The following is a 15,927-nucleotide window of genomic DNA, read 5'->3' on the forward strand; positions in this document are numbered from 1 at the left end:
GCCGTTTTGATAATCATTGTAATAGGTACCAAAACTGTAATTGAGCACGTTAGTTAACCGGTCAACGCTTGACGGACCTAACAAGGAGCTGCGCGCCACAACAGCCTCGGTCAACGCGTCCCTGCTGACGATCATCTCCAGGTGGAACGATGAAATGTTCAGTTGAAGACGTGCTTCAGGCGTAAGGGCAATAGCGGTGTTGTCTTTAAATTTCACATTGCCTATTTTTTCTACCATCTCGCGCGTTTTATCCGCCAGCACAGCATTGTTTGGCAAGTCAGAAACCATTATCGATTTGACTGTAATATTCCCGTCAACCAATGAGATCACCGCATCAGCAATTTTTTGCTGGCTTTTTTCGTCCGTCTCTTGATACCGAATAAACACCGGAACTGTCATCCCTTGCTCCAGAGAGCGCGCAAAAGTACCAGGAATGACATAATGACCAATTTTAACGGGGGCGGAATGAACTGCCCCTGGTGTTAACGCTAAAGAGAGAAATACACTCCCTCCAATAAAATATTTAAATGACATATGCATCCTTACACTTCAGCATTTTATTATTGGCACCGGTAATGGCGTCGTGCATTACTTCACTGTAATAAATTGCTTGCCATGCCAAATGCCAATACGAGTGCGGCTGTTTGATACATCGCTTTTTTGAAGCCTTATTTTGGTTCCAGGCATAACGTAATAGCGTTCCCGGCATCCCCGCCCCTGGTCCTGAGCGGGATCCTTACACACGCCATAGGCAATCACGCGGAAAGAGACATTGCCTGTGTTGATGATCAAATCGTCCTGACGACTGTAGTTGAAGCGCTCATTACGCGGAGCTACAACTAAAATAGTCCCAATTTCCGCTGAAGCCGTTGCCGTCGCGGCTTTGCCCGCTTTCGTTGCTGCGCTTTCGCTCACAGGTTCATCGATCCATTGCAGGCGATAATAGCGTTCTTTATCATCCTCTGGCCCTTTATAGAAAAAGCGGAAAACATCTTTCGCGTCGCCTGGAAGAATAAGGCTGGCGGGTGTAGACAGTAATTCGCCTGGATTAATGCTTATTTCGGTGCCATCAGGCAACGGTGATGAGAGTCGTTTCACCGTAACGCTGACATAGCGTGCGGAATTCGTCGTGTTGATAATCTCTTTCGATAATGAACTCTGCTCGGAAGTCATTATCGACGTGATATCACCCACATTAATTGCCCAACTGGAAAAAGACGTAGCGATCCCCGCCAATATGGCAAAGGGTAAATATTTATTCATCAGTACATTCCTAAGAAATTCGGGAGAAAAATCTCCCGAATTTTTTCATTCATTACGCAGGCGTGGTCCAGGTCGCGTTGAACTGTACTTTCACATCGCCTGTCCAGTAGCCATCAGGCAAAGCAGAATAGTCAGTGACAGCTGTTGAACCATCAGACGTCGCAGAGGCGATAGAGAACTTAAAGCTGGACTGATCGCTCACGCGTTCAGCACCGTTATAAGCACCGTCAGCCATCAGACTTTCCAGACCAGAAGTTGATGATGCATTAACCAGAACGGTTTCAGCGGAACTGGAAAGTGCATTACCATTCCAGGCAACACCGACATCCAGAGTAGATGCATCGCCGCTTGCATTGGTTAGGGTATTGCTAATGACCTGTGCAGTCAGTTCAAAGTCGGTTGCACTTTCCTGTCCCTGGATCGTAATGTCAAAAGCACCATCCTGAGTATTAAAAGCATTCAGACCTTCCGCATACTGGAATGTCAGGGAGTTCAGCGGAGTAACAACCAGCATGCTAGTTGTATCTTTTGTTGCTGTAGCATCCCATGACGCAGTGGCAGATGCAGTAACATCAGCCATTGCATTTGCTGCTGCGAAAACAGAAACCAGAGAGGCCACCAGTAATAATTTTTTCATTTTCTTCTCCTAAGAACAAACGCGCAACCTGGCACTTTTCATAATAAGTAACCGGGAAGCTCCATTTAATTGCGTGCGAGAATTGCCGCGCCGAAAAATTATGTTCCGAGATATTGTTAACAGCAACAGCATGAAATTATCAAATCCTCAACATCATTAGGAATTTTCTTGTCTGGAAGATAAGTAAATGCCTACAGATTGGAATTTAAAACCATAAAAATTCACAATTAAGTTTTTAAATCTAAAAAATAATAAAATTAAAGAATTTGCATCCATTCTTGCTTTTTGATGCAAATCAAAATTAAAAAAAGATTCAAAGGATTAAAAAACATTTCAAATCAATAAACTATGAAAACCCTCAGAAAAGAAAAAACTTGTTAAAAAAATGCTACAAAAACAACCCATTTTAGTAAAAAATGAAATATTCCTAACGCAAATAAATAAATCAAGGAAAATTCTTATACGCAACCTAAAAGTAATAACGCACGAGAAATTCATTATTTTCGTGGTTATTTATAAAAATAAGAATATTCCGCGAATAATATAAAAATCCTGGTATTCGAATGATACGGTTTATTTCGCGCATTTATCACAACGTGTTGCTGTTCTTCGCCGCTTTCACTCAAAGCGATGAGATAGCATCTTATGCCCGTGCACACGGTGTCACATTGCCCTCTCCGCCATTCAGACAATTCCCGACAGTCTTCCATATTTCCTCCATTTTTCTGCCGACTGACCTGACTAAACTAGTATCATTCCCCGAAGTGTTTCAGGATGAGAACGTATAACGATGAAAGGCAGTCATAAATCCCGCTGGGCAATCGCCGCTGGCATCATTGTGGTGGTCCTTGCCGCCGCCTGGTACTGGCACACTCAATCCGCCGAGCCTTCTACTCCGGCAGGCGCCAGCAGTCAGTCAAAACGCCCTGCGGGCGGGGGTCGTCACGGTATGCGCGGCGGCGCGCTGGCACCGGTTCAGGCGGCCACTGCGGTGAATAAAGCCGTGCCTCGCTATCTCACAGGCCTCGGGACCATTACCGCCGCCAACACCGTTACGGTACGCAGCCGCGTCGACGGTCAGCTCATGGCGATCCACTTCCAGGAAGGTCAGCAGGTGAAAGCTGGCGATTTACTGGCCGAGATCGACCCAAGCCAGTTCAAAGTCGCCCTTGCCCAGGCTCAGGGGCAGCTTGCCAAAGACAAAGCCACGCTCGCTAACGCCCGGCGCGATCTGGCGCGCTATCAGCAGCTGGTGAAAACCAATCTGGTCTCTCGTCAGGAGCTGGACACGCAGCAATCGCTGGTCAGCGAAACGCAGGGCACCATCAAAGCTGACGAAGCCGCGGTGGCCAGCGCACAGCTGCAGCTTGACTGGAGCCGCATCACCGCGCCAATTGACGGACGCGTTGGCCTCAAGCAGGTCGATATCGGCAACCAGATCTCAAGCGGTGATACCACGGGCATCGTGGTCATAACCCAGACCCACCCGATTGATTTAGTCTTCACCCTGCCGGAAAGCGAAATTGCGACGGTGGTGCAGGCGCAGAAAGCCGGAAAGGGGCTGGTGGTGGAAGCCTGGGACCGTACCAACAAGCAGAAATTGAGCGAAGGTTCTTTGCTTAGTCTGGATAACCAGATCGACACCACCACCGGCACCATCAAGCTGAAAGCGCGCTTTAACAACCAGGACGACGCCCTCTTCCCGAATCAGTTTGTAAATGCACGCATGCTGGTGGCGACGGAAGAAAACGCGGTGGTGATCCCCACCGCCGCGCTGCAGATGGGCAACGAAGGTAACTTCGTCTGGGTGCTGAACAGCGACAATAAAGTCAGCAAGCACCTGGTGAAAACCGGGATTCAGGACAGCCAGACGGTTGTGATCAGCGCCGGACTCTCTGCGGGCGACCGCGTGGTGACGGACGGTATCGATCGTCTGACCGAAGGCGCCAAAGTCGAAGTGGTTGAACCCGCGAAACAGGGAGCGAACTCCTGATGCAGGTCATGCCGCCAGGCGCAACAGGTGGGCCATCACGCCTGTTTATTCTGCGCCCTGTTGCCACCACGCTGCTGATGGTGGCGATCCTGCTCGCCGGGATTATTGGCTATCGCTTCCTGCCCGTCTCGGCGCTGCCGGAAGTGGATTACCCCACCATTCAGGTCGTTACCCTCTATCCTGGCGCCAGCCCGGATGTGGTGACCTCCGCCATTACCGCTCCGCTGGAACGCCAGTTTGGTCAGATGTCGGGCCTGAAACAGATGTCATCGCAAAGCTCCGGTGGGGCGTCGGTGGTAACGCTGCAGTTCCAGCTCTCGCTGTCGCTGGACGTGGCCGAGCAGGAGGTGCAGGCTGCGATCAACGCCGCCACCAACCTGCTGCCGTCAGACCTGCCTAACCCGCCGGTCTACAGCAAAGTAAACCCGGCGGATCCGCCAATCATGACCCTTGCTGTCACCTCTTCCGCCATGCCAATGACCCAGGTGGAAGACATGGTCGAAACCCGCGTGGCGCAGAAAATTTCCCAGGTCTCCGGCGTCGGGCTGGTAACGCTGGCGGGCGGACAACGCCCGGCGGTGCGCGTGAAGCTTAACGCGCAGGCCATCGCTGCGCTGGGGCTGACCAGCGAAACCATCCGCACCGCCATCAGCAACGCCAACGTCAACTCGGCGAAAGGCTCGCTGGACGGCCCCACCCGCGCCGTGACGCTCTCGGCCAACGATCAGATGCAGTCTGCCGATGAGTACCGTCAGCTGATTATTGCCTACCAGAACGGTGCGCCGGTACGTCTGGGTGACGTCGCCACCGTTGAACAAGGCGCGGAAAACAGCTGGCTGGGTGCGTGGGCCAACAAACAGCAGGCGATTGTGATGAACGTGCAGCGCCAGCCGGGCGCTAACATCATTGAAACCGCCGACAGCATTCGCACCATGCTCCCGCAGCTTATTGAAAGCCTGCCCAAATCGATCACTGTGAAGGTGCTTTCCGACCGCACCACCAACATTCGCGCGTCGGTTACCGATACCCAGTTTGAGCTAATGCTGGCGATTGCGCTGGTGGTGATGATCATCTATCTGTTCCTGCGCAACGTACCTGCAACCATCATTCCCGCCGTTGCCGTGCCGCTCTCGCTGGTGGGAACATTTGCCGTGATGGTGTTCCTCGATTTTTCGATCAACAACCTGACGCTGATGGCGCTCACCATCGCCACCGGCTTCGTGGTGGATGATGCTATCGTTGTGATCGAAAACATCTCGCGCTATATCGAGAAAGGCGAAAAACCGCTGGCCGCTGCGCTGAAAGGTGCGGGCGAGATCGGATTTACCATTATTTCGCTGACCTTCTCGCTGATTGCGGTGCTGATCCCGCTGCTGTTTATGGGCGATATCGTCGGGCGACTGTTCCGCGAGTTTGCCGTCACGCTGGCGGTCGCCATTCTGATCTCTGCCGTGGTGTCGCTGACCCTGACGCCAATGATGTGCGCCCGCATGCTGAGCCATGAATCCCTGCGCAAGCAAAACCGCTTCTCTCGTGCCTCTGAGCGGATGTTCGAACGGATCATTGCCGCTTACGGCCGGGTGCTGGCAAAAGTGCTTAACCACCCGTGGGCGACGCTCGGCGTGGCGCTCGGCACGCTGGCGCTCAGCGTCATGCTGTGGATCGTTATCCCTAAAGGCTTCTTCCCGATTCAGGACAACGGCATTATTCAGGGCACGCTTCAGGCGCCCCAGTCGGTCTCCTTCGCCAGTATGGCGCAGCGTCAGCAGCAGGTCTCTGACATCATCATGAAAGATCCGGCGGTGGAAAGCCTGACCGCGTATGTGGGCGTCGATGGCACCAACCCGTCGCTGAACAGTGCGCGTCTGCAAATCAACCTCAAGCCGCTGGATGACCGCGACGATCGGGTCAACGCCGTTATTGAGCGGCTGCAAACTGCCGTGGCGCGCGTGCCGGGGATTGAACTTTACCTGCAGCCAATTCAGGATTTGACCATCGATACCCAGGTCAGCCGCACGCAGTACCAGTTCACGCTTCAGGCCACCAGCCTTGATGCGCTGAGCACGTGGGTACCGCAACTGGTAAACAAACTCAAGGCGCTGCCGCAGCTTTCTGACGTCAGCAGCGACTGGCAGGACAAAGGGCTGGCGGCATATGTGAACGTCAATCGCGATACTGCCAGCCGGCTGGGCATCACCATGTCCGACGTGGACAACGCGCTTTATAACGCCTTTGGTCAGCGCCTCATCTCCACCATTTATACCCAGGCGAATCAGTATCGCGTGGTGCTGGAACACAACACCGATAACACGCCCGGCCTGGCCGCGCTGGACTCGGTGCGCCTGACCAGCAAAGACGGTGGTATTGTGCCGTTAAGCGCCATAGCCAGCGTGGAGGAGCGTTATACGCCGTTGTCGATTAACCATCTCGATCAGTTCCCGTCCACCACCATCTCGTTCAACGTACCGGACAACTATTCGCTGGGCGAAGCGGTCGAGGCCATTCTGGGCGCGGAGAAAGAACTCAACTTCCCGTCTGATATTCAGACCCAGTTCCAGGGCAGCACCCTGGCGTTCCAGGCTGCGCTGGGCAATACTATCTGGCTGATCGTGGCTGCCGTGGTGGCGATGTACATCGTCCTTGGGGTGCTGTACGAAAGCTTTATCCACCCAATCACCATCCTCTCTACCCTGCCGACTGCCGGGGTGGGTGCGCTACTGGCCCTGATGCTGGCGGGCAGCGAACTGGACGTCATCGCCATTATCGGCATCATTCTGCTTATCGGGATCGTGAAGAAAAACGCCATCATGATGATCGACTTCGCCCTTGCCGCCGAGCGCGAGCAGGGCATGTCGCCGCGAGACGCCATCTTCCAGGCCTGTCTGTTGCGTTTTCGTCCGATCCTGATGACCACGCTCGCCGCCCTGCTGGGCGCGCTGCCGCTGATGCTCAGCACCGGCGTCGGTGCAGAGCTGCGCCGTCCGCTGGGTATCGGTATGGTCGGTGGTCTGCTGGTGAGCCAGGTGCTGACGCTGTTTACCACGCCGGTGATTTACCTGCTGTTTGACCAACTGGCCCTGTGGACCAAAAGCCGCTTCCCGAAACGTGAAGAGGAGGCGTAAGTGAAGTTTTTCGCCCTCTTCATTTACCGCCCGGTGGCGACGATTTTAATCTCGCTCGCCATTACGCTGTGCGGCGTGCTGGGCTTCCGCCTGCTGCCGGTAGCCCCCCTGCCGCAGGTGGATTTTCCGGTGATCATGGTCAGCGCATCGCTGCCGGGCGCGTCGCCGGAGACCATGGCCTCGTCGGTTGCCACGCCACTGGAACGCTCGCTCGGGCGAATTGCGGGGGTCAACGAGATGACCTCCAGCAGCTCGCTCGGCAGCACGCGCATCATTCTGGAGTTCAGCTTCGACCGGGATATTAACGGTGCGGCGCGCGACGTGCAGGCGGCGATCAACGCCGCGCAAAGCCTGCTGCCGAGCGGAATGCCAAGCCGCCCGACCTACCGTAAAGCCAACCCGTCCGACGCGCCGATCATGATCCTGACGCTGACCTCGGACACCTATTCCCAGGGGCAGCTCTACGACTTTGCGTCGACCCAGCTGGCGCAGACGATCTCACAAATAAACGGCGTGGGTGACGTGAGCGTTGGCGGTAGCTCCCTGCCCGCCGTGCGCGTCGGCCTGAACCCGCAGGCGCTGTTTAACCAGGGCGTGTCGCTGGATGACGTGCGCTCCGCCATTAGCAGCGCCAACGTGCGCAGGCCGCAGGGGGCGATAGAGAGCAACAGCCACCGCTGGCAGATCCAGACCAACGACGAGCTCAAAACCGCCGCCGAATATCAGCCGCTCATCATCCACTACAATAACGGCGCGGCGGTACGTTTAAGCGACGTAGCCAGCGTCACCGACTCGGTGCAGGACGTGCGCAACGCCGGGATGACCAACGCCAAACCGGCCATCTTGCTGATGATCCGCAAGCTGCCGGAAGCCAATATTATCGAAACGGTAAACAGCATTCGCGCGCGTCTGCCGGAGTTACAGAAGACCATCCCGGCCGCTATTGATCTGCAGATTGCCCAGGATCGTTCGCCGACCATTCGCGCCTCGCTTGAAGAGGTGGAACAGACGCTGGTGATCTCCGTCGGGCTGGTGATTCTGGTGGTGTTCCTGTTTCTGCGCTCGGGCCGCGCAACGCTTATTCCCGCCGTTGCGGTACCGGTGTCGCTGATTGGTACCTTCGCCGCCATGTACCTGTGCGGCTTTAGCCTGAACAACCTGTCGCTGATGGCGCTGACCATCGCCACCGGCTTTGTGGTGGATGACGCCATCGTGGTGCTGGAGAATATTTCCCGTCATCTGGAAGCCGGGGTAAAACCGCTGCAGGCCGCCCTGCAGGGCACGCGCGAAGTGGGCTTTACGGTGCTCTCCATGAGCCTGTCGCTGGTGGCGGTATTCCTGCCGCTGCTGCTGATGGGCGGGCTGCCGGGGCGACTGCTGCGCGAATTTGCCGTCACCCTTTCGGTGGCTATCGGCATCTCACTGATTATCTCGCTAACGCTCACGCCAATGATGTGCGGCTGGATGCTTAAGCGCAGCAAACCGCACTCGCAGCCGCGTCGTAAAGGGTTTGGTCGTTTCCTGTTGGCAATGCAGGAAGGGTACGGAAAATCACTGAAGTGGGTGCTCAACCACACGCGGCTGGTTGGTCTGGTGCTTGTCGGCACCATCGCGCTCAACGTCTGGCTGTATATCTCCATCCCGAAAACCTTCTTCCCGGAGCAGGACACCGGCGTGCTGATGGGCGGCATCCAGGCTGACCAGGGTATTTCCTTCCAGGCGATGCGCGGCAAGCTGCAGGATTTTATGAAGATCATCCGCGAAGACAAGGCGGTGGATAACGTCACCGGCTTTACCGGCGGGTCACGCGTTAACAGCGGCATGATGTTTATCACCCTTAAGCCACGCGGCGAGCGCAATGAAACGGCGCAGCAGGTGATAGACCGGCTGCGAATGAAGCTCGCCAAAGAGCCAGGCGCTAACCTGTTTTTGATGGCCGTTCAGGATATCCGCGTGGGCGGACGTCAGGCGAACGCCAGTTACCAGTACACCCTGCTCTCTGACGATCTGGCCGCGCTGCGCGAGTGGGAGCCCAAAATCCGTAAAGCGCTGGCCGCCCTGCCGCAGCTGGCGGACGTGAACTCCGATCAGCAGGACAACGGGGCAGAGATGGCGTTGACCTACGATCGTGAAACCATGTCGCGGCTGGGCATTAACGTTGAAGCCGCCAACAGTCTGCTGAACAACGCCTTTGGCCAGCGCGAGATTTCCACCATCTATCAGCCAATGAACCAGTACAAGGTGGTAATGGAAGTGGACCCGCGCTATACCCAGGACATCAGCGCGCTGGATAAAATGTTTGTCATTAACAACGACGGTAAAGCGATCCCGCTCTCTTACTTCGCCAGCTGGCGGCCCGCTAACGCGCCGCTCTCTGTGAACCATCAGGGGTTGTCGGCAGCGTCCACGATCTCCTTTAACCTGCCCACCGGCTCGTCGCTTTCCGAGGCCAGCGAGGCCATCGACCGTGCCATGACCCAGCTCGGCGTGCCCTCGACCGTGCGCGGCAGTTTTGCCGGGACCGCGCAGGTCTTCCAGGAGACGATGAATTCGCAGGTGATTTTGATTCTGGCGGCCATTGCCACGGTCTATATCGTGCTTGGCGTGCTGTATGAGAGCTATGTTCATCCGCTGACCATTCTCTCGACGCTACCATCGGCAGGCGTGGGGGCGTTGCTGGCGCTGGAGCTGTTTGGCGCGCCCTTTAGCCTCATCGCCTTAATCGGGATCATGCTGTTAATTGGTATTGTGAAGAAAAACGCCATCATGATGGTGGACTTTGCGCTGGAGGCTCAGCGTAACGGCAACCTGACGCCAGAAGAGGCAATTTTCCAGGCCTGCCTGCTGCGTTTTCGTCCGATCATGATGACCACGCTGGCGGCGCTGTTTGGCGCGCTGCCGCTGGTGATCTCCGGTGGCGATGGTTCAGAGCTGCGCCAGCCGCTGGGGATCACTATTGTCGGTGGGCTGGTGATGAGTCAGCTCCTGACGCTCTACACCACGCCGGTGGTCTATCTGTTCTTTGACCGCCTGCGGCTGCGTTTTTCACGTAAAGACAGAACCACGGTGACCGGGTAAATGACTGATCTTCCCAGTAACGTTCGCTGGCAATTATGGATAGTGGCCTTCGGCTTTTTTATGCAGTCGCTGGATACTACCATCGTCAACACCGCCCTCCCCTCAATGGCAAAAAGCCTGGGGGAGAGCCCGCTGCACATGCATATGGTGATTGTCTCCTACGTGCTGACCGTTGCCGTGATGCTCCCTGCCAGCGGCTGGCTGGCGGACAAAGTGGGGGTGCGCAATATCTTCTTCACCGCTATCGTGCTGTTTACCGCGGGGTCGCTGTGTTGCGCGATGGCGAATACGCTGGATCAACTGATAATGGCACGCGTTCTGCAGGGCGTTGGCGGAGCCATGATGGTGCCGGTCGGGCGGCTGACGGTGATGAAGATCGTCCCGCGCGAGCAGTATATGGCGGCAATGACTTTTGTGACCTTACCAGGCCAGGTGGGTCCGCTGCTTGGTCCGGCGCTGGGCGGGATACTCGTGGAATATGCCTCCTGGCACTGGATTTTCCTCATCAACCTGCCGGTGGGCATTATTGGCGCTATCGCCACCCTGGCGCTGATGCCCAACTACACCCTGCAGACGCGGCGCTTTGATGTAGTCGGTTTTCTGTTGCTCGCCACCGGTATGGCGACGCTGACCCTCGCTCTCGACGGGCAAAAAGGGCTGGGAATCTCCTCCCTGACGCTCGCCATTCTGATCGTTATCGGGATGAGCGCCATTCTGTGGTATCTGTGGCATGCCAGAGGAAACGACCGGGCGCTGTTCAGCCTGACGCTGTTTAAAAACCCTACCTACCGGCTTGGCCTGTTCGGAAGTTTTGCGGGGCGCGTGGGCAGCGGCATGCTGCCGTTTATGACACCCGTGTTCCTGCAAATCGGTATGGGCTTTTCACCGTTTCACGCGGGGCTGATGATGATCCCGATGGTGCTGGGCAGCATGGGAATGAAGCGCATTGTGGTGCAGGTGGTTAACCGCTTTGGCTATCGCCACGTGCTGGTCACCGCCACGCTGGGGCTGACACTGGTCAGCCTGCTGTTTATGGCTGTAGCGCTGATGGGCTGGTACTACGCCCTGCCGCTGGTGCTGTTCTGCCAGGGCATTATTAACTCCATGCGCTTCTCGTCGATGAACACCCTGACGCTGAAGGATCTGCCGGACGAGCTGGCAAGCAGCGGCAACAGTTTGCTGTCGATGATCATGCAGCTCTCCATGAGCGTGGGGGTCACCATTGCCGGTTTACTGCTCGGCATGTACGGTCAGCACCATCTCAGCATCGACACGCCGGTGGCGCATCAGGTCTTTTTATACACGTATCTCAGCATGGCGGTTATCATCGCCCTGCCCGCTTTCATCTTCGCCCGCGTGCCGGATGATACCCGTAAGAACGTCGTTATCCGGCGCAGTAAAAGGAGTGGATCATGAAATTCTGGCGTCCGGGCATTACCGGTAAGCTCTTTCTGGCAATTTTTGCCACCTGTATTGTCCTGCTGATCACCATGCACTGGGCCGTACGGCTCAGCTTTGAGCGCGGTTTTATCGATTACATTAAGCATGGTAATGAGCAGCGCCTGCAGGGTTTGAGCGATGCACTGAGCGAGCAGTATGCCCAGCACGGGAACTGGCGTTTTTTACGCAACAATGACCGTTTTATCTTCCAGATCCTGCGCTCGCTGGAGCACGATAGCGGCGATGACCGCCCCGGCCCGGGCATGCCGCCCCACGGCTGGCGCACCCAGTTCTGGGTGATCGACCAGGATATGCGCACGCTGGTTGGCCCTCGTGCGCCCATCCCCCCGGACGGCACCCGGCGGGCAATCAAAGTGAATAACGCTACCGTCGGCTGGGTTATCGCCTCGCCAGTGGAACGCCTGACGCGCAACACCGATATCAACTTCGATCGTCAGCAGCGCCGGGCCAGTTGGCTGATCGTCATCCTCTCCACGCTGCTGGCCGCGCTTGCCACCTTCCCGCTGGCGCGGGGCCTGCTCGCCCCGGTGAAAAGGCTGGTGGAAGGCACGCATAAACTGGCCGCCGGGGATTTTTCCACCCGCGTAGACACGCGCAGCCAGGATGAGCTGGGCAAGCTGGCGCAGGATTTTAACCAGCTCGCCAGTACGCTGGAGAAAAACCAGCAGATGCGTCGCGATTTTATGGCCGATATTTCGCACGAGCTGCGCACCCCGCTGGCAGTGCTGCGCGGCGAACTGGAGGCCATTCAGGACGGCGTGCGCAAGTTCACGCCCGAATCCGTGGCCTCGCTGCAGGCGGAAGTGGGTACGCTGACCAAACTGGTAGACGATCTGCACCAGCTCTCCATGTCAGACGAAGGGGCGCTGGCCTACCAGAAAGCACCGGTGGACGTGATCAACATTCTGGAGGTTATCAGCGGGGCTTTCCGCGAACGTTTTGCCAGCCGCAACCTGACCATTGACCTCTCCCTGCCGGACAGCGCGGTGGTGTTTGGCGATAAAGATCGTCTGATGCAGCTCTTCAACAACCTGCTGGAAAACAGCCTGCGATACACCGACAGCGGTGGCGGACTACACATCTCCGGCAAACAGGAAAACGGCCGCTTCGCCCTCACCTTTGCCGACTCCGCTCCCGGCGTGCAGGATGCGCAGCTGGAAAAACTGTTTGAACGTTTTTATCGCACCGAAGGCTCCCGCAACCGTGCCAGCGGCGGCTCCGGGCTGGGACTGGCGATTTGCGTTAATATCGTCGAGGCGCACAATGGCACCCTGCGTGCCGCCCATTCGCCTTTTGGCGGGGTTAGCATTACAGTAGAGTTACCGCTGGAACGGGATTTATCGAGAGAAGCATGACCGAATTACCGATTGACGAAAACACGCCACGCATTTTGATTGTGGAAGACGAGCCTAAGCTTGGGCAGTTACTGATCGACTATTTACGTGCGGCCAGCTACGCCCCGTCGCTTATCAGCCATGGCGATCAGGTGTTACCGTACGTGCGCCAGACGCCGCCGGATCTGATCCTGCTGGATCTGATGCTCCCCGGCACCGATGGCCTGACCCTGTGCCGGGAAATTCGTCGCTTCTCCGACGTGCCGATCGTCATGGTGACGGCAAAAATCGAAGAGATCGACCGACTGCTGGGACTCGAAATTGGCGCGGACGATTACATCTGCAAACCCTACAGCCCGCGTGAAGTGGTCGCCCGCGTGAAAACCATTCTGCGTCGCTGTAAGCCGCAGCGCGAGCTTCAGGTGCTGGACGCCGAAAGCCCGCTGATTGTTGATGAGAGCCGCTTCCAGGCCAGCTGGCGCAGCAAGCTTCTCGATCTCACGCCTGCTGAGTTCCGCCTGCTGAAAACCCTTTCCCACGAGCCGGGGAAAGTGTTCTCTCGCGAGCAGCTGCTCAACCACCTGTATGACGATTACCGCGTAGTGACAGACCGCACCATCGACAGCCACATCAAAAACCTGCGCCGTAAGCTTGAGGCGCTCGACGCCGAACAGTCATTTATTCGCGCGGTGTATGGCGTGGGATACCGCTGGGAAGCAGATGCCTGCAGGATTGCATAGCTAAACGCCCCCTCACCCTAACCCTCTCCCCAAAGGGGTGAGGGGCAAAGCTTTACCTCCCTGCCCCGCAGCGCTACAATGCCCGCCCTTAAAGTGGGGGATCTCCCCTTACCGCTGCACCTGGTGCACGCGGATCTGACCTGTCATCAGAACGAGAATAAACATGTTTAAACCGGAACTCCTTTCCCCGGCGGGAACGCTGCAAAATATGCGTTACGCTTTCGCCTATGGTGCCGACGCCGTCTACGCGGGCCAGCCGCGCTACTCGCTGCGCGTGCGCAACAACGAATTCAACCACGAGAATCTGCAGCTCGGCATCAACGAAGCGCATGCCCTGGGCAAAAAATTCTACGTGGTGGTCAACATCGCGCCGCACAACGCCAAGCTGAAGACGTTCATCCGTGACCTGAAGCCGGTGGTGGATATGGGGCCGGACGCGCTGATCATGTCGGATCCGGGTTTAATCATGCTGGTTCGGGAGAACTTCCCGGAGATGGATATTCACCTCTCCGTGCAGGCTAACGCCGTGAACTGGGCGACGGTCAAATTCTGGAAACAGATGGGGCTGACCCGCGTCATTCTGTCGCGTGAACTTTCCCTCGACGAAATTGAAGAGATCCGCACCCAGGTGCCGGATATGGAAATCGAAATTTTCGTTCACGGTGCGCTGTGCATGGCCTACTCCGGGCGTTGCCTGCTCTCCGGTTACATCAACAAGCGCGACCCGAACCAGGGGACCTGCACCAACGCCTGCCGCTGGGAATATAATGTCCAGGAAGGCAAAGAGGACGATATCGGTAATATCGTCCACAAGCATGAGCCAATCCCGGTTACGAACGTTGAGCCTACGCTGGGCATCGGCGCGCCAACCGACAGCGTGTTTATGATTGAAGAGGCCAAACGTCCGGGCGAGTACATGACCGCCTTTGAAGACGAGCATGGCACGTACATCATGAACTCAAAAGATCTGCGCGCCGTCGCCCACGTTGAACGTCTGACCCAGATGGGCGTGCACTCCCTGAAAATTGAAGGCCGCACCAAATCCTATTACTACTGCGCGCGTACCGCACAGGTGTACCGCAAAGCGATTGACGACGCGGCAGCCGGTAAACCGTTCGACACCAGCCTGCTGGAAACTCTGGAAGGTCTGGCGCACCGCGGCTATACCGAAGGTTTCCTGCGTCGTCATACCCATGACGATTATCAGAACTACGAGCACGGCTATTCTGTGTCCGAGCGTCAGCAGTTTGTCGGCGATTTTACCGGCGAGCGCAAAGGTTCGCTGGCCGCCGTGGCGGTGAAAAACAAGTTCACCAAAGGCGACAGCCTGGAGCTGATGACCCCGCAGGGCAACATGAACTTCACGCTGGAACACCTGGAGAACGGCAAAGGCGAAGCGATTGAGGTTGCGCCGGGCAATGGCCATACCGTCTGGCTGCCCGTACCGGAAGAGGTGGAGCTGGAGTTTGCCCTGCTGATGCGCAATTTCAACGGTGAAAGCACCCGAAATCCGCATAGTAAATAGTCAACCAGGGAAATTTTTTCGCGCCGGGAAAATTCTTAGAATCGGATCACATACCGCTTCGTTCAATACGGGTATTATCCCCAGCGCTGAAAAACATAACCCATAAATGCTAGCTGTACCAGGAACCACCTCCTTAGCCCGCGTAATCTCCCTTACGTGGGCTTATTTTTTTGAAGTAACCAAATTAAACAAGTGGATTTGTTTCTATCAATGTCCACACATTGACCACATCGATACTTAAAGCCTCGCTAACCGCTCCGTCAGAAAAGGATACGTAAAACGCATCAGGTGAGGCAGACGGCGCGGGATGGTGATCAGAGAAAATGCCGGGCAGCACGAAAGCCGTATCGAGTTCTCCGTCGACAGCCAGTAAAAGCACGTGCTCGCCAACAGACGGAGCCCACTAAACGCGCGAGCAACCTGCGCGACAGGCAAGCTAGTTCAGCCAAGTGGTTTCAATGACGCCAGTATGGACTCAACACAGCCCCTTGCCGTGGTCAACATCGGTCACGATATTGGTGCGGATAAGGTTGCGGATCGTGCGTGCGATTTCCTGCAGAGAATTTAGTGTATTCATAGAGTACAAAACATATAGATTCATTGATGTATCTACAGACTCATGTACTATCATCAATTGAACAACTGAACCTAAATGAGGATCTATGAAAATTAACCTTAGTGAAGATGATTTAAATGCAATAGACATTTATGAACAGTGGAATGGTATACGCAACTCTGAAGCTAATTCTATTTATGAGGAACTATACCCATCAA

The 15,927-nt window shown here is 55.9% G+C and carries 9 protein-coding genes and 2 pseudogenes; 7 read left to right on the forward strand and 4 right to left on the reverse strand.

All coding sequences use genetic code 11. The annotated features are described in order from the left end of the window. The 3 genes and pseudogenes from M8370_RS21070 to ecpA form a co-directional block, all read right to left on the reverse strand. Nucleotides 1–534, reverse strand: a pseudogene (locus M8370_RS21070) (fimbrial biogenesis outer membrane usher protein); the annotation flags it as partial. A 54-nt stretch (nt 535–588) separates the two neighbouring features. After that, entirely contained in the window at nt 589–1,263 is a 675-nt protein-coding gene (locus M8370_RS21075) for an EcpB family pilus assembly chaperone (RefSeq protein WP_013097897.1), read from the reverse strand. Nucleotides 1,264–1,315: 52 nt separating this feature from the next. Continuing rightward, nucleotides 1,316–1,900 (reverse strand): common pilus major fimbrillin subunit EcpA, encoded by a 585-nt coding sequence (ecpA, locus tag M8370_RS21080; RefSeq protein ID WP_013097898.1) that lies wholly within the window; start codon nt 1,898–1,900, stop codon nt 1,316–1,318. A gap of 790 nt (nt 1,901–2,690) precedes the next feature. On the opposite strand from ecpA, the gene M8370_RS21085 reads away from it, so the two are divergent. The 7 genes from M8370_RS21085 to trhP all read left to right on the forward strand — a co-directional run bounded on the left by M8370_RS21085 (nt 2,691) and on the right by trhP (nt 15,153). Next, entirely contained in the window at nt 2,691–3,893 is a 1,203-nt protein-coding gene (locus M8370_RS21085; RefSeq protein WP_013097899.1) for an MdtA/MuxA family multidrug efflux RND transporter periplasmic adaptor subunit, read from the forward strand. Then, nucleotides 3,893–7,015 carry an MdtB/MuxB family multidrug efflux RND transporter permease subunit gene (locus tag M8370_RS21090; protein WP_038420152.1) on the forward strand — a complete coding sequence of 1,041 codons (3,123 nt, stop codon included), beginning with the start codon at nt 3,893–3,895 and terminating at the stop codon, nt 7,013–7,015. The genes M8370_RS21085 and M8370_RS21090 overlap by 1 nt, the downstream gene beginning before the upstream one ends. Next, complete coding sequence (gene mdtC / locus M8370_RS21095; protein ID WP_250021680.1) at nt 7,016–10,093, forward strand: multidrug efflux RND transporter permease subunit MdtC; 3,078 nt, start codon at nt 7,016–7,018, stop codon at nt 10,091–10,093. It abuts the gene before it with no gap. Then, entirely contained in the window at nt 10,094–11,509 is a 1,416-nt protein-coding gene (locus tag M8370_RS21100; protein WP_250021681.1) for an MFS transporter, read from the forward strand. After that, on the forward strand, nt 11,506–12,909 hold the full coding sequence (gene baeS / locus M8370_RS21105; protein ID WP_013097903.1) for an envelope stress sensor histidine kinase BaeS: 1,404 nt from the start codon (nt 11,506–11,508) through the stop codon (nt 12,907–12,909). Before M8370_RS21100 ends, baeS begins: the two co-directional genes overlap by 4 nt. Further along, nucleotides 12,906–13,628 (forward strand): envelope stress response regulator BaeR, encoded by a 723-nt coding sequence (gene baeR, locus M8370_RS21110; RefSeq protein WP_013097904.1) that lies wholly within the window; start codon nt 12,906–12,908, stop codon nt 13,626–13,628. The genes baeS and baeR overlap by 4 nt, the downstream gene beginning before the upstream one ends. 163 nt (nt 13,629–13,791) lie before the next feature. Further along, nucleotides 13,792–15,153 (forward strand): prephenate-dependent tRNA uridine(34) hydroxylase TrhP, encoded by a 1,362-nt coding sequence (gene trhP, locus M8370_RS21115; protein ID WP_129327016.1) that lies wholly within the window; start codon nt 13,792–13,794, stop codon nt 15,151–15,153. A gap of 244 nt (nt 15,154–15,397) precedes the next feature. On the opposite strand, the pseudogene M8370_RS21120 reads toward trhP, so the two are convergent. Next, nucleotides 15,398–15,730 (reverse strand): annotated as a pseudogene (locus M8370_RS21120) (phage baseplate assembly protein V); the annotation flags it as partial. Nucleotides 15,731–15,927 lie beyond the last annotated feature (197 nt).

Source organism: Enterobacter cloacae complex sp. OE43NF, assembly GCF_023544405.1.
Classification (GTDB): domain Bacteria; phylum Pseudomonadota; class Gammaproteobacteria; order Enterobacterales; family Enterobacteriaceae; genus Enterobacter; species Enterobacter cloacae.